This window comes from Bradyrhizobium arachidis (assembly GCF_015291705.1).
In the GTDB taxonomy this organism is placed as follows: domain Bacteria; phylum Pseudomonadota; class Alphaproteobacteria; order Rhizobiales; family Xanthobacteraceae; genus Bradyrhizobium; species Bradyrhizobium arachidis.
In genome coordinates this window covers 1,433,382-1,453,381 of the sequence record NZ_CP030050.1, presented here as the reverse complement: position 1 = coordinate 1,453,381, position 20,000 = coordinate 1,433,382, and the positions used below count along the sequence as shown (strand labels likewise).

The following is a 20,000-nucleotide window of genomic DNA, read 5'->3' as shown; positions in this document are numbered from 1 at the left end:
GCAGGGACGAGCGCAACAGCGTCCATCCCTGCGTGAAAGGGTGCGGTCAACTCAATGCTGTTACGGGGGTTACTAGTGGAGCGTATCGCCTTGCTTCAGACGCTCGATCTGGTCCTTGACCATCAACTTCCGGCGCTTCAACTCAACAATTTGCAGGTCGTCTGTTGAAAGGTGCACGAGAGCTTCGTGCAATTCGTTTTCGAGAAGTTTGTGCTTCCGCTCCAATTCAACCAGATGTGCCTGAATTGTCATTCGAAACCTCCTCGGTAGGGGTGAACCTCAGGATTCGATCCGGACGCGCAACTCTACATCACCGATTCGTTCTGTCGATATCTATCCGTCGTCTCAGCTTCATTTTTGAAAATTCATATGTAACGAACGGTGAGTAAGGAACCGCGCTGGAAAAATCCATGATATCAATGCGCTTGCGCAGCGCTGCCGCGAATCGCTGAAATATCTCGCGGGAGATCGGTGAGCAACGGCCCGAGATCGCTTGCGATCACGCCGCGCAAGGACGATAATTTCCACAGGGCATCCACAGCCTTAATCTCAAGCCCATCGGTTTTCGGCCACCGCAGACATGACCAATGAAGACGAGCGTGAGCTCGAAGCCGAGCTCACCCGGTTGCAGCAGGAACACCGAGATCTCGATGCGGCGATCGATGCACTGCATCAATCGCCCGCCCCCGACCTGTTGCGCTTGCAGCGTTTGAAGAAGCGCAAGCTGTTACTGCGCGACCGCATCGCGTTCATCGAAGACCAGATCACACCCGACATCATCGCCTGACCTGCGCCGGCGTTTCGTTTGGCGGCGGCCTTGCGGGCCTCTGAATCCGCTTGACTCCAAAAGAACAAAATAGGAACATTCAAGCACCCTACGCCCCCAGGAAACGCCCAAGGGCTCCGCAAGGAGTCCACACGAGGACAACGCAGATGTCGGCAACCGCCCTTCTCGACAACAGCCATTATGAACAGGCCTGCGATCAGGCGATCGCGATGTGCGACGGCAATCTGCGCAGCACCATCAAGGCGCTGATCATGGCCAATGAATATCTCGAAGCCGAGCTCGAGGAATTGCAGGCGGCGATTTCCGCTGGCTGCATTCCAGAGACCTCACGCAGCAAGATACGGAGCAGCAGCGCCGCCTGATTTTATTCCCGGAGCAACGCCATGTCGGACGTGACCTACTACGTTGCAATGCCCTTCCTGATCGATGCCGACGGATCGCCGGTCGCAGGCACCGCGGAGGAATGCCAGAGCTCGACGGCCGCGTTGCGGCGCGCCGAGATCATGGCGCACGTTGCAGGCCATATCGGTGCGGTCGCGTTCAGCCGCAGCGGCGATCCCATGACCGGCGAATTCGGCGACGCCACGCTGCTGCGCAAATTCGGCAACGTGCCGGAAGATCTCGCGACGCTTTAGAGGATTATTGTTTGAGCATGATCTGTCCGGAAAACCGCTGCACACTTTTCCGGATCATGCTCAGCTACTCACGAGCCTGATCCGCGGCTCGTGCCGCCGGCGCGCCTTGCGCACATACATGGCGGCATCTGCTTCCTCAAGGGCGCGGCCTGCATCGGACTGCGCTCCGAGCAGTGCAACGCCGGCGGATGCGCCCGCGGTCACGCCCTGGCCGCGAAAGCTGAAGGACAATTCGTCGATCGCCTGCTCGAGGGCCGCGGCTTTGGCCTTGGCATCGGTCTCGCTGAGATTCCAGAGCAGCAGCGCGAACTCGTCGCCGCCGAGCCGGCCGACTACGTCAGAAGCGCGGACCTGCCGCGTCAGCGTGGCCGCGATCGCCTTGAGCACCTCGTCTCCGGCCGCATGGCCGTAGGAATCATTGATCGGTTTGAGGCGGTCGACGTCGAGCACGATCAGCGCGCCGCTGGCGCGATAGCGCTTCATGTAGGCGATGGCGCGCACGAGCTCGCGCTCGAAACCGCGCCGGTTCGGAATCTCGAGCAGGAAATCGGTATCGGCAGCGTCTTCGAGTTCCGCAACCCGCAGCAAGGCCGCCTTCAGCTTGCTCCGCAGGTCGCGGATCGTTTTTGCGCTCTCCTTGGCGCCGCCGTCGGACGCCCCGCGCCGCGCCGGCTTGGCAGAATGCCTGACAGAATGCCTGGCGGCGCGGTTGGGAGCGGCTTTGGATCGGCTGGCGCTGGTCTTCCGGCCCCTTTTGGCCTTCGCAGCACTTGCCCTTTTTGGTTTCTTCATGGGCATCCTGCTCAATGAAGGCTTGCGGGGATTCACCAAGACAGGATAGTGCATTCCCTTCTCCTTGCCACCGCCTTGCGAGCCGCCGGCCGGAACCGTTAATCTGGCCTATCTTTCTATTTTCCGAGCACAATTGAAGTCATGACCGCGCCGATCGCCATCATCATGGGAAGCCAGTCGGACTGGGAGACGATGCGGCACGCCGCCGACACGCTCGCAGCGCTCGGCATTGCCGCCGACACCCGCATCGTCTCGGCTCACCGCACCCCCGACCGGCTGTTTGCCTTCGCCAAGGGCGCCAAGGCGGCCGGCCATAAGGTCATCATCGCCGGCGCCGGCGGCGCGGCTCATCTGCCCGGCATGGCCGCGGCGCTGACAGAACTGCCGGTGTTCGGCGTTCCCGTCGAGTCCCGGACGCTCAAGGGCATCGATTCGCTCTATTCGATCGTGCAGATGCCCGCGGGCATCCCGGTCGGCACCCTCGCCATCGGCAAGGCCGGCGCGATCAACGCGGCGCTGCTTGCCGCTTCTGTGCTGGCATTGTCCGACCCGGCCCTGTCGGATCGCCTCGCCGCCTGGCGCAAGGCGCAGACCGAGGCGGTTGCCGAGCGCCCGGAGGACAAGGCGTGACTGACGCAAAGCAGGTGAAGCTGAAGCCCGGCGACACCATCGGAATCCTCGGCGGCGGACAATTGGGGCGAATGCTGGCCATGGCCGCCGCGCGGCTCGGCCTGCGCTGCCAGATATTCTCGCCCGATCCGGATTCGCCGGCCTTCGACGTGGTGCTGAACGCGACCTGCGCCGAATATGCTGACGTCGAGGCGCTGGAGCTGTTCGCGGGCGACGTCGACGTCATCACCTATGAATTCGAGAACGTCCCGTCCGCAGCTGCAATGGTGCTGGACGCGCGCCGCCCGGTGCTGCCCAACCGCAAAATTCTCGAGACCACCCAGGACCGCCTCGCCGAGAAGGATTTCGTGACCAAGCTCGGCATCGGCACGGCGGCCTATGCCGATGTTACCTCGGTCTCCTCGCTGCGCGAGGCGATCCTGAGGATCGGCCTGCCGGCGGTGCTGAAGACCCGCCGCTTCGGCTATGACGGCAAGGGCCAGGCCATCATCCGCGAAGGCGACGACATCGCCAAGGTATGGACCAGCCTCGCCACCAAATCGGCGATCCTGGAAGCCTTCATCCCGTACGAGCGCGAGATCTCCGTGATCGCCGCGCGCTCGGCCACGGGCGAGGTCGAGTGCTTCGACGTCACCGAGAACGAGCACCGCGACCACATCCTGAAGATTTCGCGCGCGCCTGCGCCGATTCCGGATGCGCTCGCCGAGGAAGCGCGCAGCATCGCCGGCAAGATCGCAACCGCGCTCGACTATGTCGGCGTGCTGGCGGTCGAGATGTTCGTGCTCGCCAACGGCACCGGGCCGAAGGTGCTGGTCAACGAGATCGCCCCGCGCGTGCACAATTCCGGGCACTGGACGCTCGATGGCGCGTCGGTCTCGCAATTCGAGCAGCACATCCGCGCCATCGCCGGCTGGCCGCTCGGCAAGCCCGTGCGTCACGGCGAGGTCGTCACCATGACCAATCTGATCGGCGACGAGATCCACGATTACGAGAAGTGGCTGAGCGTGCCGGGTGCGACCGTGCACGTCTACGGCAAGGGCGCGCCGCGCCCCGGCCGCAAGATGGGCCATGTCACTGAAGTCAGGCCGCCGAAATTCACGTAGCGGGACCGCAGCCGCGACTATTGTTTGAAGCTGCGATCCCGCCTCTCGGCTAGGCCGTCTTCACGCCCGCGACGACGCCGGCGGGCTCCTCGCTGAGCCAGCGATAGATCACTCCGCCCAGCGCGCCGCCGATCAGCGGTGCGACCCAGAACAGCCAGAGTTGCGCCAGCGCCCAGCCACCTACGAACAGCGCCGGGCCGGTGCTGCGCGCCGGGTTCACCGAGGTGTTGGTGACGGGGATGCTGACGAGATGGATCATCACCAGCGCAAGCCCGATCGCGAGCGGCGCAAAGCCCGCGGGCGCGCGGCCGTGCGTTGAGCCCATGATGACGAACAGGAACATCATGGTCATCACCACCTCGGTGATGAAGCACACGACCATGCTGTACTGGCCGGGCGAATGCGCGTCATAGCCGTTGGAAGCAAAGCCCTTGGTGACGTCGAATCCGGGGGCGCCGCTCGCAATCACATAGAGCAGCTCTGCGGCGATGATCGCACCGCAGACCTGCGCGATCACGTAAGGCAGGATCTGGCCGGCCGGGAAACGGCCGCCGGCGGCAAGCCCGACGGTGACGGCTGGATTGAGGTGGCAACCCGAGATGTGGCCGATCGCATAGGTCATGGTGACGACGCTCAAGCCGAACGCCAGGGAGACACCGACCAGACCGATGCCGACCTGGGGGAAGCCGGCCGCGATCACCGCGCTGCCGCAGCCCGCGAATGTGAGCCAGAATGTGCCGATGGCCTCGGCGGCGTATTTCTTCATATCCATGTGGCGTCTCCCCTGATTGCAAGATCTCCGGATCAACTTCCGGAAAACGGCCCGCCCTGGGCGCCAAATCACCCCAAAATAGGACCGCATAGGGCATTTTCGCCGTATTTAATGGCTGAACTTGGCCCGAAAACCCGCTTGGCCGGTGGACATCAGGGGTTTTGTCTGATACATCCGCGCCCTCAGGTTAAGGGCTTGCGCGTTTCGCCATCCCCTTTGACTTACCAGAATTCAAATCCGATCCACTGAAGAGGATGCCGCGTGCAGGTTCTCGTTCGCGATAACAATGTCGATCAAGCCCTCAAGGCGCTGAAGAAGAAGATGCAGCGCGAGGGGATTTTCCGCGAGATGAAGCTCCGCGGTCATTACGAGAAGCCGTCCGAGAAGAAGGCCCGCGAAAAGGCCGAAGCCGTGCGCCGTGCGCGCAAGCTGGCCCGCAAGAAGCTGCAGCGCGAAGGCCTGCTGCCGATGAAGCCGAAGCCGGTGTTCGGCGCCGGTCCCGGCGGTGATCGTGGCGGCCGCGGCGGCCCGGGTGCTGGTCCGCGCGGACCGCGCTGATTGCCAAACTCATAAGACTTCAGTTTTCGATGACGCGGGCCCCTGGCCCGCGTTATTGTTTGTGAGGGGTGCCTTTCTGGGAACGGGCACTACCGATGCGGATTGGAGCGCGATGAGATTGGGACGAATCGTCATCGCGCTTCAGGTTGTTGTTCGAGCATGATCTTTGCGGAAGAGCGCTGTGCACGTTTCCGGATCATGCTCTAGCGCGAGCGAACGGTAGATGGCCTCCCTTTTCCCCGAGCGCGGCTTGGCGCGGCTCCGCCAGATCTGGCAGCAACCGCTCGCGCTGGCTTTGATGGGAGTTGCGCTGTGCGGCTGCTCCTTCGACCTGGGATCGCTGATGCCGGAGAAGGACAAGCCGCAGGAGGCGCCCAAGGCGGCCGCCGCCGCCGAGAGCGCGGTCAGCGCCGGCAACGTCACTGAGGCCCAGGCCCATACTGCAAAGGCCCAGTCCCTCGCCAAGGCGGGCGAGACCGCGGCGGCGCTCGACGAGTTCAATCGCGCGGTCGGGCTCGATCCCTACAATGCGCAGGCGCTCTATGGCCGCGCCCTGATCTACCAGGGCAATAACCAGCACGACTTCGCCATCGCCGATTTCAGCGCCGCGAGCGGGCTCAACCCGCAGAAGGTCGAGCCGCTGCTCGGCCGCGCCAACAGCTATCTCGCGCTCGGCAAATTCAAGGAGGCCGCGGACGACCTGGACGAGGCCTCAGAGGCCGATCCGCACAATGCCCAGATCTGGACCGCCCGCGGTCAGGCCTATGAACGGCTCGGCGACAAGGCCAAGGCGGCGGCATCCTACAACAAGGCGGTCGCTCTTCGTCCACGCGACGATACCGCCCGCAGCGGTCTCGCCCGCGTCGGCGGCTGACGGTTTCGGCGCCGCGCAGGCGCCGTCTCTTAGTCGGGGGTCCCGCTCTTCGGCAGAACGGCGTGGAACATCGACTTCATGCCCGACAGCATCTCGTCGGCGACATTGGTCTTCTTCTGCGACGGCATGGACGCGCCGGCATCGGCTCGCAGGTCGAGCGGCGGCGCGATCATCGGGACGGGAATGTCGGCCGGCGGCGTGATTCGATTCGGGTCGTCATTGCCGACCGAAGCCGTGTAGGGCGGCGAGGAGGTGCCATTGCCGTACGCCTCGGGCGACGGCGTGGACACCGTGATCGGCGGCGGCAGCGGACGGACCGCAGACGGCTCCGCCGTCACGACACGGGGAGCTTCCGGGGTACGGGCGGCTTCTCGTACCGCAGACTCCGGGGCTCTCTCGACTGGCTTGGTCTCGGCAGACTTGGTCTCGGCAGCTTTGGCCTCGGCGGCCCTGCCCTCAGGCGACTTGCGCAGGCGCTCGATGGCGGCGCGCGCCAGATCGTTGGCGTCGGGCGACGCGGCCGGGGATGCGGCAGCCGGTGCCGAATTGGCCTCCGCCACCGGTGCGGCGGGCGCGGGAGCTGCCGGGGTCGACTTGGCGGCGGCTTTCTCACGGGCGGGAGTGCGACCGTGCGAAGCGGTCTCGGCGGGGGCAACGTCCGCAGCCTTGGTGTCCGCAGCCTTGGTGTCCGCAGCCTTGGTGTCCGCAGCCTTGGTATCGGGCTTGTCGGCGGGCTTCTCGACCGACGCCTTTTCGGTCACGCTCTTCTCGGAGACACCCTTGGCCTTGACGCCGGGCGCCGGGAGGTTGGCGACGTCGGCAGGCTTGCTGCCGCTCTTGCCGGCATCAGTGGGGGCGACCACGGCCGCAGGGGCGTCGGCGGGCTTGGCGTTGATGTAGTGGTTAACGATGTAGGCCCCGATGATCGTCGCGAGCACCGAGGGGAAAATATCCATCGAGATTTTAGCGAGGTATTTCAGCATTTCTCGGCCACTCCCCGCGCGATCTGATGCGGGAACTTTGGGGCATTGTAAGGGATCAACTGCGACGGATCGATGGCAAATGGTTATGCCACCCTTACGGCTTCAGCTCGATCTCAAGGAACACGATCTCGGTTGAGGTTTCGTTAAGTACGTCATGTTGGACGCCCGCCTTGCGAAAGTAGGATTTCCCGGCCGCAAGCTGCGCCTTGGAGCGCTCGCCATTGGGCGCCACGATGGTCATCTCCCCGGCCACCACGGGCACAATGACGTAGTCCATGCCGTGGGTGTGATGCCCGGTGGCGCTGCCAGGCGCGAGCCGCCACTCGGTCACCCGGACCTCTTCATTGTCGATCTGAACCTCGGAGCCGGCGGCTAGCATTGGAACCTCTGCTTGGGGGTGTGGCGCTTCAGGGCACGAACACCATGAACACGTAGACGGCAAATACCACCATATGGACCAGGCCGAACAGCACGTTGGTCCTGCCGGTGCCGAAAGTCAGCATGCTCAGCAAGAATGTCAGGAACAGAAGCGCCGTGTTCTGGGGGTTGAGGCCCAGCACGAGCGGCTGGTCGAGCGCATAGGTGGCGATCCCGACCGCCGGGATGGTCAGGCCGATGGTTGCAAGCGAGGAACCGAGCGCCAGGTTAATGCTCTTCTGGAGGTCGTTCTTGCGCGCCGCCGCGATCGCCGAGACGCCCTCCGGCATCAGGATCAGGAGCGCGACCACGAGGCCGGCAAAGGCCGGCGGCGCGCCGATCATGACGGCGACGGCATCGACCACCACCGAGAACTTCTTGGCGAGCAACACCACGGCGCCGAGTGAAATCAGCAGCAGCACGATGCTGAGCACCAGCATGTTTGCCGAGAGATGGCCAGCGCCACCCTCGCCGCCCTCGGATTCGTGCACGAAATAGTCCCGGTGCAGCACCATCTGGGTGTAGAGGAACACGCCGTAGAGCACGATCGTCACGAGGTCGACGAAGCCGAGCTGGAGCGCCGAAAAGACCGGTCCCGGCGTCGTCAGCGTGTAGTTCGGCATGATCAGGGTCATGGTCGCCAGCACGAACAGGACGCTGAGATAGACGTTGGCGCCCGAGACCTGAAACCCCTGCTCGCGGTAGCGCAGCCCGCCAATCAGGACGCAAAGGCCGACCAGCCCGTTGCAGACGATCATCACCACCGCGAACACGGTGTCGCGCGCGAGCTCCGGCGCCGGCTTGTCGCCCAGCATGATCGTGGTGATCAGCGCGACCTCGATGATGGTCACCGCGAGCGTCAGGAGCAGCGTCCCGTAAGGCTCGCCGATCCGCTCCGCGATCACTTCGGAGTGATGCACGGCTGCGAACACGGTCCCGAACAGGATCACCAGCAGGACGACCGCAAACACGAATCCGCCGACCGAAACGGTGAAGCCGTAGCCCGTCGCCGTGACGATCAGGAACAGCAGCACCGCCAGTGCAGGAAACAGCCAGGCCGACCGCGGCATCGGTCCGTGTGCGCTCATGTCGTCGTGCCCCCCAATGTCAATCGACGGGATTATGCGACATGCAATCGCCGCCGTCAGCCTCCGGGAGCGTTGATGAATTGGCGCGCCGTCTGCATCGCGCCGAAATCGTCCAGGTTCTCGTGGCCGCCGCCCGGAAAGCGGACGATTTTTTTCGGCTCATGCGCCAGCGCGAACAGGCGCTCGCCGAAGGCGATCGGGATCGCGGAATCGTTGGTGCCATGCATGATCAGGAGCGGCGCCGTGACATGCGCGATGCGCTGGTCGGACCGGAACTGATCCCGCATGAGCAGGCTGACTGGCACGAAGCGGAACATCGAGCCGGCGACGTCCACGGTCGAGCTATAGGGTGCTTCCAGGATCAGCTTGCTGACGGGATGTTCGGCCGCAATGGCCACCGCCACGCCGGTGCCGAGCGAAAAGCCCCAGGCGATGATACGATCGGCGCTGTAACGCTGCGCGGTGAACGCGTAAGCGGCTGCGGCGTCCTGCAGCAGGCCCTGCTCGCTCGGAGATCCCGTCGAGCCGGCGTAACCGCGAAACGAAAGTGCCACGAGGCCGGTACCGTCAGCGGTGATCGCCTTGAAGCGGGCGACGCGGCCGGCGAGGAAATCGCCATTGCCGTGGAAGAACAGCACCACGGGACGCCCGGGCTTGGCCGGCACGTGCCAGACGATGACCTTCTCGCCATCGGCGGTCGTCAGCACATGCTCCTCGGCCTCGGGAAGGCCAGCGGCGGCAGGCGCGGTACGGCCGACCGGCGGGATCGGAAACAGCATATCGCGCTGCTTGAAGAAGAGCACGGCCAGCCCGATCAGATAGAAAGCGGCGCTGACGATCAGGATCCATTTCAGGATTGTCATCGCGATGCGCAATCCAGACCTGCCCTGCTATTTGGCGCGCCGAGGCTTGAGCAGCTTCTCGACCTCGGACTTGATGCTGGCGGGAATGGCGCGGCACGCACAGGCTTGTGCGTGCGCGACGTGCCACCGGATCCGTTGCTCGCGCGTGGCTTGGGGCGGCATGCGATGAAGGCGATGCCACTCCCGGTTCAAGGCCATCGCCGTAGCCTCACATCCTCTCGCCTTACATCGCCTTGACGATGTTCTCGGTGACCTTCTTGGCGTCGCCGAGCAGCATCATGGTGTTGTCGCGATAGAACAGCGGATTGTCGATGCCGGCATAGCCCGACGCCAGCGAGCGCTTGATGAACATCACGGTGCCGGCCTTCCAGACCTGGAGCACGGGCATGCCGTAGATCGGCGAGGTCTTGTCCTCCTCGGCCGCCGGGTTGGTGACGTCGTTGGCGCCGATCACGAAGGCGATGTCGGCCTGCGCGAACTCGGAGTTGATGTCCTCGAGCTCGAACACCTCGTCATAGGGCACGTTGGCTTCGGCCAGCAGCACGTTCATGTGGCCGGGCATGCGGCCCGCGACCGGGTGAATGGCGTATTTCACCTCGACGCCTTCCTTCTTCAGGATGTCGGCCATCTCGCGCAGTGCGTGCTGGGCCTGCGCCACCGCCATGCCGTAGCCGGGCACGATGATGACCTTGGAGGCGTTCTTCATGATGAAGGCCGCATCATCCGCCGAGCCGAGCTTGGCGGGCTTCTGCTCGCCCGTGCCGCCGCCGGCCGCGGCGGTCTCGCCGCCGAAGCCGCCGAGGATGACCGAGATGAAGGACCGGTTCATCGCGTGGCACATGATGTAGGACAGGATCGCGCCGGAGGAGCCCACCAGCGCGCCGGTGATGATCAGCGCGGAATTGCCCAGCGTGAAGCCGATGCCGGCCGCGGCCCAGCCGGAGTAGGAGTTCAGCATCGAGATCACGACCGGCATGTCGGCGCCGCCGATCGGGATGATCATGAGCACGCCGAGCGCCAGCGCGAGGATGACGATCATCCAGAAGTCGAACGCGCTGCCTGACAGCACGAGGCCGACGATGAAGACCACGAGCGCCACGGCGAGCGCGATATTGATGATGTGGCGGAACGGCAGGATGATCGGTGCCCCGCTCATCCGCGCGGACAGCTTCAGGAACGCGATCACCGAGCCGGTAAAGGTCAGCGCGCCGATGGCGACGCCGAGCGACATCTCGACCAGGCTCTGCGGATGGATATTGCCGGGCGTACCGATGTCGAAAGCCTCGGGCGCATAGAACGCGCCGGCGGCAACCAGCACCGCGGCCATGCCGACCAGCGAGTGGAAGGCTGCGACCAGTTCCGGCATCGAGGTCATCGGCACGCGACGGGCGATCACCGCGCCGATCGCAGCGCCGATCGCGATGCCGACAATCACCAGCACCCAGGCAAGGCCGTCTGCCGGCGGATGATTGGCAAGCGTGGTGGCGACCGCGATCGCCATGCCGATCATGCCGAACAGATTGCCCTGGCGCGACGAAGCTGGGCTCGACAGCCCGCGCAGCGACAGGATGAACAGCACTCCCGCCACGAGATACAGAAATGCAGAGAGGTTGGCGCTCATCTCAGGTCCCCATTGATCCCATCAGCCCGAGGTGGCCGCTTACTTCGACTTCTTCTTGTACATCGCCAGCATGCGCTGGGTGACAAGGAAGCCGCCGAAGATGTTGATGCAGGCAAAGATCAGCGCCACGAAGCCGAAGGCGCGCGCCCAGCCCGAACCGCTTGAAACATTGGCGACGCCGCCGGCGAGCAGCGCACCGACCACGATCACCGAGGAGATCGCGTTGGTGACGCTCATCAGCGGCGTGTGCAGTGCCGGCGTCACCGACCACACCACGAAATAACCGACGAAAACGGCGAGGACGAAGATCGACAGCCGGAAGATGAAAGGGTCGACGACCTGTGCAGCATGCTCCATGGCGATCTCTCCTTACGCTTTCGGCTGGAAGTTCGGGTGGATCACCGCGCCGTCCTTGGTCAGCGCGGTAGCCTTGACGAGCTCGTCGTCCCAGTTCACGGCGAGCTTCTTCTCCTTCTTGTCGACCATGGTCTCGATGAAGGAGAACAGATTGCGGGCGTAGAGGCTGGAGGCCGAGGCCGCGACGCGGCCGGCGACGTTGGTGTAGCCGACGATCTTGATGCCATCGAGATCGACGACCTCACCGGCCTTGGCGCCCTCGACATTGCCGCCGCGCTCGACGGCGAGATCGACCAGCACCGAGCCCGGCTTCATCGACTTGACCATCTCGCCCGAGACGAGCTTCGGCGCGGGCCGGCCCGGAATCAGCGCGGTGGTGATGACGATGTCCTGCTTCTTGATGTGCTCGGCGGTGAGCGCGGCCTGCTTGGCCTGGTACTCCTTGGACATTTCCTTCGCGTAACCGCCGGCGGTCTGCGCGTTCTTGAACTCCTCGTCCTCGACGGCGAGGAACTTTGCGCCGAGCGACTCCACCTGTTCCTTCGTGGCCGGGCGCACGTCGGTCGCGGTGACGACGGCGCCGAGACGGCGCGCGGTCGCGATCGCCTGGAGACCGGCGACGCCGACGCCCATCACGAACACCTTTGCGGCGGGCACGGTACCTGCGGCAGTCATCATCATCGGGAAAGCGCGGCCGAAGGCCTCGGCTCCCTCGATCACGGCGCGGTAGCCGGCAAGGTTCGCCTGCGAGGACAGCACGTCCATCACCTGCGCGCGCGTGATGCGCGGCATCAGTTCCATCGCGAAGGCGGCGACGCCGGCATCGGCCATCGTCTTCAGCGCGGCCTCGTTGCCATAGGGGTCCATGATGGCGATGACGAGCGCACCGCGCTTGTACTGCGCAAGCTCGGAGGCTTCGGGACGCTTCACCTTGATGATGATGTCGGCATCCTTCAGCGCATCGGCGCTGACGGTGGCCCCCACGGCGGTGAATTCGGAATCCGGCAGGCCCGATTTGAGGCCGGCGCCCGGCTCGACCGCGACCTCGGCGCCCAGCGCCTTGAATTTCTTCACCGTATCAGGCGAAGCGGCGACGCGCGGCTCCGACGGATCGATTTCCTTGGCAACGGCGATCTTCATAGGCCCTCCGGCGGCGCGGGACAGCGCACGCACAAAAAAACAGCGTTACTCCCGCAACGTTCGTTACCGGTTTTAGAACCGGCTTGGATGCAAATATTGTGGGCAGCTGCCGCCGCAGACGTAGGCAGCCGCCAGATCGATCAGATCAGGTCAGGAAGATCGCCATCAGGATCACGATGAGCGCGACCGACGCCGTGCCGTATTTCACGAGCTTGATGAAGCCCTCATAGGTCTGCTCGTGCGCAACGTAGTCGTTGCCGTCGGCGGTGGTGTACGCCACTTCGCTATGGTCAGCCATGGATTGTCCCCAGTCGAAAGCCGAATTATTGGGCTGGGATACCGCAAACCTTCCGGCAGGGCAACGGCAGCCAGGCGCGGTTTTGCCGCAAATCAGGTCATTTGGAATTCCAATTGCCGGGAATTCAGGTTCTCGCGCCGCTCAGCCCTGATCGATCATCGTCACGGTGACGCTCGCGGCCGGTCGCTGGGGAACGGCGAGACCAAGCGCCTCGCGCACCGCGTCGATGGAAGGGTCGCCCGCCTCGGTGAAGCGGGCCATCCGCGGATTGACGCCGCTGCCGATCGCAACCGGATTGTCCCCGGACAGGAAGCCGTGGGCCATGTGAAAACCCAGCGCGCGGTAGACCTCAAATTGCTCTTCGGAGAAGAACTGGTCACCCGTGGTCTCGTGCGGGAAGCGGTCGCTTCGGCGCGCGTAATCCCGAATATAATCGTTCTCGTCGCCATTGAGCGACGACTTGATGTAGACGAGATATCCTTTTTCATCTCCTCCATAGTCGATGGTGCCGATGGCGACGTGAACGTGGTCTTGCACCATCTCGTCATGCTCGTCGGCTGCCGCGGGATCGCCTGCCTTATCGGCATTGCGGGCCATGAGCACACGCGTGCGCTCGCGAATGGGCGTCCATGGCAGGTCGATCCGGACCCCGAGATCGATGCGGGCATAGCGCTGCAACGTCATCAAGGAGCCGAAATTCATCGGCGCATCGGCCTCGGCATCGACCGCGATGATCACCTTGCAGCGGCGGCGCAGCAGTTCGTAGACGCCGAGATTTTCGATGTGGCCGCCGTCAGTGAGGTAGACGCTGTCGCTGTTCTCGTACAGGCGCCCGGAGATTTCGGACCAGAAATAAAGCGGGGTGGAGCGGCGCTGCGGCCGCACACGCTCGTCGACGTAGCGCGGGTTCTTCAGCCAATAGCCAAGCCGTACGTTGAGGAGCGCAAGCGTCGGCGTCAGCGCCTTGATCGAGTTCGAGCCCATGTTCGAGGAAGCCGCGGCTCCGGAAATCGCCATTGCCGTCGCGAGGTCGAGACTCTGCTCGTCGTCCTGGAGGAGACCCGTGGGCGCATAGCCCGTCGCCTCGCTGCCGACGTTCAGCGCGGAGAACAGGAAGAAGTCCGCGTTGCGGCCGCGCCGGTTGGCAAAGTCCGAGCCTTGTATATTCAATGCCGTATTGATGAGCTGATAGGGCGCATGCAGTTTTGGCGTGGCCGGCAGCCCCGGAATCCGGGCCGCCTCCGCCGGAATCACATAGAGGTCCGTCAGCTTCATGCGGTCGAGTCCCCGGAAATCGCGCCCCTGATCGAGGCTGGCTTCGGCGCGCGCGACGCTTCCGTCAGCCGAACGCGTCGGATCGAACAGAAACGCCTTGCTCAGACGATCGCGGTAGAGCCGATGCAACGAATTCGCGTTCGGCGTCAGGCAGAACGAGACGACGAACAGCAGGACGCCGGCGAACGTGTAGAGGATCACCTTCGGCAGACTGTACGAATAGGCTAATTCCGAAGCCTCACCCTGGAACAGGCCGGGAAAGCGAACCTGAACCACTTGTCCGGCTTTCTCGGCCAGGAATTCGAGCCAGGCTGGCGTATGCCAAGTCGGCGTGAGCTGCTCGGTGTCGGTCGCGACCGGCGGCGCCGGTTTCGGCGTGATCTCAGCCGACAAGGTGCCCTTGCCGGCATCGAACTGGATCCTGCCGGCGAGGTTGCCGGAGGGAGTGTTCGACTTGGCATTCGCCAGGCATTCTCGTTGAGAGACGGTCCCCAGAGCCGCCGAACACCTCTCGAACAAGTCGTTGGAGATGCCCCAATACGAGAGATAGAGGTACGCCACCCAGATGACGAGCGGAAGTGCAAGACCGGCAATCCAGAGCGCGGCCTTGGCGACGATCCGGAGGACCAGCGAGCCGCGCTGCGAGGATGCGTTGTTTCCTTTCAACAGTTCCGCGAATTGCTGCCTGAATGCGGTGACGAAAACGCCGATTGGCGCAGCCGCGGCTGCCAGCGACTTGATCCAGACAATCGCAACGCCAGCAGCCGGTCCGCCAATTGCGCTGCTCTCGGCGACGTCGAACATCTGCTCCAACATGAAAGGTTGAAATTCGAAGAAGGCGATCACCGCCAGCAGCACCAGGAAGGTCGCGCCTACGCTCGGCCAATGCGAACGGAATTCCTGCCGCTTCCCCGGACTTGCGAGCGACTGCTTGAGAGCCCATCCGAAAAACAGCACGGCCCCGATGATGGCGATCGCGAGCGTCAGCGCGAAATGTTGGACCTTGAGAAAGCGCGCGAAATCGCAGGCGACACCCAGCAACAACGCGATCCCGCCAACGTAAGCGAGCACGACGCTGGGTCCGCTGCCGCGGACGGAGCGCGAAGCGAAATAGGTCAGCCCGCTGCAAAGGAACATGACCAAGGCAATCGCGGCGCCGAACGTGCTGAAACCATAGCGATCAACGCTGCTGAAATTGTGCAGTTCGCACAACTTCTTGTCGCTGAGGCTGACACCGAAGACGTTGGCATCCGTCAGGCAGCTCCGCAGCGGCGTCGACCACACGGTGACGGCGGCCAGCAACAGCACAATGGGTAACGTCAAGCCGACATTGGCAACCAGTCCCCGCACGACGATGGCGATTCCAGTCAGAACATCGCGGACCCCGGCTGGGATCAGATAGTTTGAATAATTGCGGAGATGTCCGACCGAGGGCGTGTCGCTGATCTCGGCGGCCGTGACGGTTCCGCCGACCGGTGTTTCGCCGAATACAAATCGCCGCGCCGCCGTCATGGTGGCGCTGAGGGAGGTGCCGATATAGCCACCGCCTGACACCGTGGACAGATAATCGATCCGCCCGATCAGATTGTGGTGGTTCAATGCCTGAAGCACGCCAAGGCAGAGTGCCGACGAGCGGATGCCGCCACCAGACAATGCGAGCCCTGTGACGTCGAGCAACTGGCAGCTTTCAAGGCGATCGGTATCGATGCGCCGATCCGGTTCACGCCGCGTGTTGATCGCCGCAATTTCATCGCGGACGATCTGATGGTGCTTCTCGCACCAGGGAATTTCCTGATCGACCGCGGCAGCGTTTTTCGACTCTGGAACCGGCGCGGCAGGTCCTTGATCGAGCATGGGCGCCTCCCCAGGCAGAAATCGATCAATCTGCAATCAATAGTTGAAAATTACTTCTGCAATACCTCTTGAGTTAGTCGCCTGGTTTACGCGAACGTTCAATCCCACGTAGCAAAATGTTGGGTTCTGTCGCGAGACTTGGTCTCGGCGTATGCGGCTGGCACCCGCGGCCCCTCCGCCTCAGCCCATCGCCTCGAGCTCGTCGATCATCCCGGCGATGACCGAGAGGCCGCCGTCCCAGAACTTGGGGTCCTTGGCATCGAGACCGAACGGCCGCAGCAGCTCGGAATAATGCTTGGTGCCGCCGGCGGCGAGCATGTCGAGATAGCGCTCGGCAAAACCTTCGGCCGCGTGCTCGTAGACGGCATAGAGCGAGTTCACGAGGCAGTCGCCGAAGGCGTAGGCATAGACGTAGAACGGCGAATGGATGAAGTGCGGGATGTACATCCAGTAGTTCTCGTAGCCCGCCTTGATCTCGATCGCCGGCCCTAAGCTCTCGCCCTGCACCGACAGCCAGAGCTCGCCGAGACGCGTCGCGGTGAGCTCGCCGTTCTTGCGCTCGGTGTGGACCGCACGCTCGAAGGAATAGAACGCGATCTGCCGCACCACGGTGTTGATCATGTCCTCGACCTTGCCGGCGAGCAGCGCCTGGCGCTGCTTTGCGCTCTTGGTCTGCGCGAGCAGCCGCCGGAAGGTCAGCATCTCGCCGAACACGCTGGCGGTCTCGGCCAGCGTCAGCGGCGTCGGCGCCATCAGCGCACCGTTCTTGGCCGCCAGCACCTGGTGCACGCCATGGCCGAGCTCATGGGCGAGCGTCATCACGTCGCGCGGCTTGCCCTGGTAATTCATCAGCACGTAAGGATGCGCCGACGGCGTGGTCGGATGCGAGAACGCGCCCGGCACCTTGCCCGGGCGCACCGGCGCATCGATCCAGCGGTCGGTGAAAAAGCGCTCGGCAATGTCGGCCATTTTCGGCGAGAAGCCGCGATAGGCGGTCAGCACCATGTTGCGCGCATCGGGCCAGCCGATCACGTCGGTCGCAGCAAACGGCAACGGTGCGTTGCGATCCCAATAGGCCAGGCGCTTCTTGCCGAACCACTTCGCCTTCAGCGCATAATAGCGATGCGACAGTTTGGGATAGGCCGCGCGCACCGAGGCAACCAGCGCATCCACGACCTCGCGCTCGACGCGGTTGTTCAGGTGGCGGGAATCCGCGACGTCCTGAAAGCCGCGCCAGCGGTCGGAGATGTCCTTGTCCTTGGCGAGGGTGTTGGTGATCAGCGCAAAAGTGCGCTCATTGGCCTTGAAGGTTTTCGCCAGCGCTTCGGCCGCGGCCTTGCGCTTGGCGCCGTCGCGGTCCTGCAACAGGTTGAGCGTCGGCTCGATCGCGAGCTCTTTGGCGCCGACCTTGAAGCGCAAGCCCGAGATGGTCTGGTCGAACAGCCGATTGAAGGCGGAATAGCCGGTCTGCGACTTCTCCAGGAACAGCTGCTCGAGCTTGTCGTCGAGCTGGTACGGCTTCTCCTTGCGCAGGTCCTCGATCCACGGACGGTAATGCGCGAGCTCCGCCGCTTGCATCGCGCGGTTCAAAATATCGTCATCGACACGGTTGAGCTCGAGCGCGAAGAACAGCAAATGCGTGGACGCCGCCGTCAGCCGCTCCGAAACGTCGCCGTAAAACTTTGAAATCTTGGGATCAACGCTGTCGCCGGCATGCACGAGGCCGGCATAGGAGCCGAGACGGCCGGCGAGATCGTCGATCGCCTCATAGCGTCGGACGGCCTCGGCGAGCCATTTTCCGCCATCTTCGTTTGCTGTCCCTGTCGCGAGCTTGCCCTTGTAGTCGGTCTCGAACGCGACGCAATCGGCATCCATCTTTTCGAGATCGCGCGCCACTTCCGGCGCATCGATCTCGGAATAGAGGTCGGCGAGGTTCCACTCGGGAAGCTTGCCGGTCTTGCTCGCAGCTTTGGAGGGTTTTGCCTTGGCGGCAGATTTCTTGGTGCTTGGCTTGCGGAGAGCGGGCTTGGCGGCGGGCTTCTTGAGAGCAGACTTGTTCAAGGCAGACTTGTTCAAGGCAGACTTGTTCGAGGCAGACTTGGAGCGCGAATTCATTGTGTGGGAAACCTGTGTTCAACAATCGCGACGGCGGGCGGGGGTATCAAGGTTTAAGAGTGCGTTAATCGGCTTCGGCCAGAGTGACCCGATTCGAGACAGATAGTAGTAGCGTGCGGGGAACACCATGGCTGCCTGTATTTTGATCGCCGACGACGACGCTGTAGCCCGCCGTCTGGTCGAGAACATGGTGCAGAAATGCGGCTATGAGACGGTCGTCGTAGACTCCGGCGACGCCGCGATCGCCACCCTCACCGCCCCCGACGCGCCGGCCATCGACGCCGTCATCCTCGATCTCGTGATGCCCGGCCTCGACGGCATGGGCGTGCTGGCGAAAATTCGCGACGCCGGCCTCAGCGTCCCCGTCATCGTGCAGACCGCCCATGGCGGCATCGACAATGTCATCTCGGCGATGCGCGCCGGCGCCGCCGATTTCGTCGTCAAACCGGTCGGCGTGGAGCGGCTCCAGGTCTCGCTTCGCAACGCGCTCAATACCAGCGCGCTCAAGGGTGAATTGCAGCGCATCCGTCACAGCCGCGAGGGCCGGCTGACCTTCTCCGACATCATCACGCGCGCCGAAGCAATGGCACCGGTCATGCGCGCCGCCCAGAAGGCGGCGGGCTCCTCGATCCCCGTGCTGATCGAGGGCGAGTCCGGCGTCGGCAAGGAGATGTTCGCGCGCGCCATCCATGGCAGCGGCGAGCGCAAGGCAAAGCCTTTCGTCGCTGTCAATTGCGGCGCCATCCCCGACAATCTCGTCGAGTCCATCCTGTTCGGCCACGAGAAGGGCGCCTTCACCGGCGCGACCGAACGGCACACCGGCAAGTTCGTCGAGGCCCATGGCGGCACGCTGTTCCTCGACGAGGTCAGCGAGCTGCCGCTGACCGCACAGGTCAAGCTGCTGCGCGCGCTCCAGGAAGGCGCGGTCGAGGCCGTCGGCGGCCGCAAGCCGTTGAAGGTCGACGTCCGCATCATCTCGGCGACCAACCGCAAGCTGCTGGAACGGGTGAAGCAGGGCCACTTCCGCGAGGATCTGTTCTACCGCCTGCATGTGCTGCCGCTGACGATCCCTTCGCTCCGCGCCCGCCGCGAGGACATTCCGCATCTGCTGCGGCATTTCCTGGCGCGCTTCGCCGCCGAGGAGAACCGCCCCATCGCCGGCATCAGCGGCGAGGCCGTGGCGCACCTCGCCCAGCTCGACTGGCCCGGCAACATCCGCCAGCTCGAAAACGCGGTCTACCGCGCCGTGGTGATGAGCGACGGTGACCAGCTCGGCCTTGCCGACTTCCCGCTGCTCACCGCGCAGCCGCATCCCGCGACCGAGATCCCGACCGCCCCGCTGATGCTGGAGCCGATGGCTGCGCCCTCGGTGGTGTCGGGTAGCGAAATACCGATCGCGCCGCTGCCCTTGGCTGGATCGCTCTCCATGTTGACCCCGACCGGCGACGTCCGCGCGCTGGAGGACATGGAGAACGAGATCATCCGCTTCGCGATCTCGCATTACCGCGGACAGATGTCCGAGGTGGCCCGCCGCCTCAAAATCGGCCGCTCTACCCTTTACCGCAAACTCGACGAGGCCGGGGTTCCCGGTCATGGCGGAAAAAGCGGTGAGGAGACGCATTGAGCCTGATGCGAACGGAGGTTCGCCTGACCTGACGAGGCCGCCGCAAGCCGTTGAATTACGGCAAAATTCGGCGGCCATTCGAACCGTGACTTGGAAGTGACAGACACAGGGAAAAGCGCGTCGCGGGGACGCACAATCCGTTGCAAACAGACCTCCCTGAAGTCAGTTTGTGGTGAGTTGCCCTGGGGAGCGCTGGCTGCAAAACCGGGGCCTG

21 protein-coding genes are annotated in these 20,000 nt (G+C 63.8%); 8 read left to right on the top strand and 13 right to left on the bottom strand.

Going from position 1 to position 20,000, the window contains the following annotated elements; translation table 11 throughout:
* Window positions 1-72: 72 nt before the first annotated feature.
* A complete protein-coding gene (locus WN72_RS07110; protein ID WP_025034152.1) occupies window positions 73-252 on the bottom strand; it encodes a YdcH family protein in 180 nt (59 codons plus the stop codon).
* A 328-nt stretch (window positions 253-580) separates the two neighbouring features.
* Here WN72_RS07110 and WN72_RS07105 point away from each other — a divergent pair, with 328 nt between their 5' ends.
* From WN72_RS07105 to WN72_RS07095, 3 genes are all read left to right on the top strand, one after another.
* Window positions 581-787, top strand: a complete 207-nt coding sequence (locus WN72_RS07105) for a YdcH family protein (RefSeq protein ID WP_008546179.1) — start codon at window positions 581-583, stop codon at window positions 785-787.
* A 146-nt stretch (window positions 788-933) separates the two neighbouring features.
* A complete protein-coding gene (locus WN72_RS07100) occupies window positions 934-1,149 on the top strand; it encodes a hypothetical protein (protein WP_092216844.1) in 216 nt (71 codons plus the stop codon).
* 21 nt (window positions 1,150-1,170) lie between these two features.
* Window positions 1,171-1,422, top strand: a complete 252-nt coding sequence (locus tag WN72_RS07095; protein WP_027561025.1) for a hypothetical protein — start codon at window positions 1,171-1,173, stop codon at window positions 1,420-1,422.
* A 60-nt stretch (window positions 1,423-1,482) separates the two neighbouring features.
* Here WN72_RS07095 and WN72_RS07090 read toward each other — a convergent pair whose 3' ends face one another.
* The gene (locus WN72_RS07090) at window positions 1,483-2,214 is read right to left on the bottom strand and encodes a GGDEF domain-containing protein (RefSeq protein WP_167380881.1); all 732 of its coding nucleotides are present in this window, start codon (window positions 2,212-2,214) and stop codon (window positions 1,483-1,485) included.
* 141 nt (window positions 2,215-2,355) lie between these two features.
* Between WN72_RS07090 and purE the strand changes: the two genes are divergently transcribed.
* Both purE and WN72_RS07080 read left to right on the top strand, forming a co-directional pair.
* Window positions 2,356-2,844, top strand: a complete 489-nt coding sequence (gene purE / locus WN72_RS07085; RefSeq protein WP_027561027.1) for a 5-(carboxyamino)imidazole ribonucleotide mutase — start codon at window positions 2,356-2,358, stop codon at window positions 2,842-2,844.
* Window positions 2,841-3,947, top strand: coding sequence for a 5-(carboxyamino)imidazole ribonucleotide synthase (locus WN72_RS07080; protein ID WP_092216846.1), 1,107 nt, complete (start codon window positions 2,841-2,843; stop codon window positions 3,945-3,947). The genes purE and WN72_RS07080 overlap by 4 nt, the downstream gene beginning before the upstream one ends.
* 49 nt (window positions 3,948-3,996) lie before the next feature.
* Here WN72_RS07080 and aqpZ read toward each other — a convergent pair whose 3' ends face one another.
* Complete coding sequence (gene aqpZ, locus WN72_RS07075; protein WP_092216847.1) at window positions 3,997-4,719, bottom strand: aquaporin Z; 723 nt, start codon at window positions 4,717-4,719, stop codon at window positions 3,997-3,999.
* 261 nt (window positions 4,720-4,980) lie between these two features.
* On the opposite strand from aqpZ, the gene rpsU reads away from it, so the two are divergent.
* Window positions 4,981-5,277, top strand: a complete 297-nt coding sequence (rpsU, locus tag WN72_RS07070; RefSeq protein ID WP_008546194.1) for a 30S ribosomal protein S21 — start codon at window positions 4,981-4,983, stop codon at window positions 5,275-5,277.
* 223 nt (window positions 5,278-5,500) lie between these two features.
* Entirely contained in the window at window positions 5,501-6,151 is a 651-nt protein-coding gene (locus tag WN72_RS07065) for a tetratricopeptide repeat protein (RefSeq protein WP_027561030.1), read from the top strand.
* A gap of 29 nt (window positions 6,152-6,180) precedes the next feature.
* On the opposite strand, the gene WN72_RS07060 is transcribed toward WN72_RS07065, so the two are convergent.
* From WN72_RS07060 to WN72_RS07015, 10 genes are all read right to left on the bottom strand, one after another.
* Window positions 6,181-7,134 (bottom strand): hypothetical protein, encoded by a 954-nt coding sequence (locus WN72_RS07060; RefSeq protein WP_092216848.1) that lies wholly within the window; start codon window positions 7,132-7,134, stop codon window positions 6,181-6,183.
* A 94-nt stretch (window positions 7,135-7,228) separates the two neighbouring features.
* A complete protein-coding gene (locus WN72_RS07055) occupies window positions 7,229-7,513 on the bottom strand; it encodes a cupin domain-containing protein (RefSeq protein WP_027561032.1) in 285 nt (94 codons plus the stop codon).
* Window positions 7,514-7,541: 28 nt separating this feature from the next.
* Complete coding sequence (locus WN72_RS07050) at window positions 7,542-8,639, bottom strand: calcium:cation antiporter (RefSeq protein WP_027561033.1); 1,098 nt, start codon at window positions 8,637-8,639, stop codon at window positions 7,542-7,544.
* 56 nt (window positions 8,640-8,695) lie between these two features.
* Window positions 8,696-9,502: an alpha/beta hydrolase gene (locus WN72_RS07045; RefSeq protein ID WP_092216849.1), complete on the bottom strand. Its 807-nt coding sequence runs from the start codon at window positions 9,500-9,502 to the stop codon at window positions 8,696-8,698.
* A 223-nt stretch (window positions 9,503-9,725) separates the two neighbouring features.
* Window positions 9,726-11,123 (bottom strand): NAD(P)(+) transhydrogenase (Re/Si-specific) subunit beta, encoded by a 1,398-nt coding sequence (locus WN72_RS07040; protein WP_092216850.1) that lies wholly within the window; start codon window positions 11,121-11,123, stop codon window positions 9,726-9,728.
* A 39-nt stretch (window positions 11,124-11,162) separates the two neighbouring features.
* The gene (locus WN72_RS07035) at window positions 11,163-11,480 is read right to left on the bottom strand and encodes a proton-translocating transhydrogenase family protein (RefSeq protein ID WP_014492434.1); all 318 of its coding nucleotides are present in this window, start codon (window positions 11,478-11,480) and stop codon (window positions 11,163-11,165) included.
* Between the two features lie 12 nt (window positions 11,481-11,492).
* The gene (locus WN72_RS07030; protein ID WP_092216851.1) at window positions 11,493-12,620 is read right to left on the bottom strand and encodes a Re/Si-specific NAD(P)(+) transhydrogenase subunit alpha; all 1,128 of its coding nucleotides are present in this window, start codon (window positions 12,618-12,620) and stop codon (window positions 11,493-11,495) included.
* A 145-nt stretch (window positions 12,621-12,765) separates the two neighbouring features.
* Entirely contained in the window at window positions 12,766-12,918 is a 153-nt protein-coding gene (locus tag WN72_RS07025; protein ID WP_008136857.1) for an aa3-type cytochrome c oxidase subunit IV, read from the bottom strand.
* Window positions 12,919-13,059: 141 nt separating this feature from the next.
* Window positions 13,060-16,047: a patatin-like phospholipase domain-containing protein gene (locus WN72_RS07020; RefSeq protein WP_092216852.1), complete on the bottom strand. Its 2,988-nt coding sequence runs from the start codon at window positions 16,045-16,047 to the stop codon at window positions 13,060-13,062.
* A 180-nt stretch (window positions 16,048-16,227) separates the two neighbouring features.
* Entirely contained in the window at window positions 16,228-18,162 is a 1,935-nt protein-coding gene (locus WN72_RS07015; RefSeq protein WP_092216853.1) for a M3 family oligoendopeptidase, read from the bottom strand.
* Window positions 18,163-18,289: 127 nt separating this feature from the next.
* Here WN72_RS07015 and WN72_RS07010 point away from each other — a divergent pair, with 127 nt between their 5' ends.
* Window positions 18,290-19,786, top strand: coding sequence for a sigma-54-dependent transcriptional regulator (locus tag WN72_RS07010; RefSeq protein WP_027561039.1), 1,497 nt, complete (start codon window positions 18,290-18,292; stop codon window positions 19,784-19,786).
* The last annotated feature ends 214 nt before the right edge of the window (window positions 19,787-20,000 follow it).

Coding starts and splice junctions, on each gene's coding strand:
- WN72_RS07040 (WP_092216850.1), bottom strand. CDS start 11,123: ATGAGCGCCAACCTCTCTGCATTTCTGTATCTCGTGGCGGGAGTGCTG.
- WN72_RS07100 (WP_092216844.1), top strand. CDS start 934: ATGTCGGCAACCGCCCTTCTCGACAACAGCCATTATGAACAGGCCTGC.
- WN72_RS07090 (WP_167380881.1), bottom strand. CDS start 2,214: ATGAAGAAACCAAAAAGGGCAAGTGCTGCGAAGGCCAAAAGGGGCCGG.
- WN72_RS07050 (WP_027561033.1), bottom strand. CDS start 8,639: ATGAGCGCACACGGACCGATGCCGCGGTCGGCCTGGCTGTTTCCTGCA.
- aqpZ (WP_092216847.1), bottom strand. CDS start 4,719: ATGGATATGAAGAAATACGCCGCCGAGGCCATCGGCACATTCTGGCTC.
- WN72_RS07065 (WP_027561030.1), top strand. CDS start 5,501: ATGGCCTCCCTTTTCCCCGAGCGCGGCTTGGCGCGGCTCCGCCAGATC.
- WN72_RS07095 (WP_027561025.1), top strand. CDS start 1,171: ATGTCGGACGTGACCTACTACGTTGCAATGCCCTTCCTGATCGATGCC.
- WN72_RS07045 (WP_092216849.1), bottom strand. CDS start 9,502: ATGACAATCCTGAAATGGATCCTGATCGTCAGCGCCGCTTTCTATCTG.
- WN72_RS07030 (WP_092216851.1), bottom strand. CDS start 12,620: ATGAAGATCGCCGTTGCCAAGGAAATCGATCCGTCGGAGCCGCGCGTC.
- WN72_RS07055 (WP_027561032.1), bottom strand. CDS start 7,513: ATGCTAGCCGCCGGCTCCGAGGTTCAGATCGACAATGAAGAGGTCCGG.
- WN72_RS07015 (WP_092216853.1), bottom strand. CDS start 18,162: ATGAATTCGCGCTCCAAGTCTGCCTCGAACAAGTCTGCCTTGAACAAG.
- WN72_RS07110 (WP_025034152.1), bottom strand. CDS start 252: ATGACAATTCAGGCACATCTGGTTGAATTGGAGCGGAAGCACAAACTT.
- purE (WP_027561027.1), top strand. CDS start 2,356: ATGACCGCGCCGATCGCCATCATCATGGGAAGCCAGTCGGACTGGGAG.
- WN72_RS07060 (WP_092216848.1), bottom strand. CDS start 7,134: ATGCTGAAATACCTCGCTAAAATCTCGATGGATATTTTCCCCTCGGTG.
- WN72_RS07035 (WP_014492434.1), bottom strand. CDS start 11,480: ATGGAGCATGCTGCACAGGTCGTCGACCCTTTCATCTTCCGGCTGTCG.
- WN72_RS07105 (WP_008546179.1), top strand. CDS start 581: ATGACCAATGAAGACGAGCGTGAGCTCGAAGCCGAGCTCACCCGGTTG.
- WN72_RS07010 (WP_027561039.1), top strand. CDS start 18,290: ATGGCTGCCTGTATTTTGATCGCCGACGACGACGCTGTAGCCCGCCGT.
- WN72_RS07020 (WP_092216852.1), bottom strand. CDS start 16,047: ATGCTCGATCAAGGACCTGCCGCGCCGGTTCCAGAGTCGAAAAACGCT.
- WN72_RS07025 (WP_008136857.1), bottom strand. CDS start 12,918: ATGGCTGACCATAGCGAAGTGGCGTACACCACCGCCGACGGCAACGAC.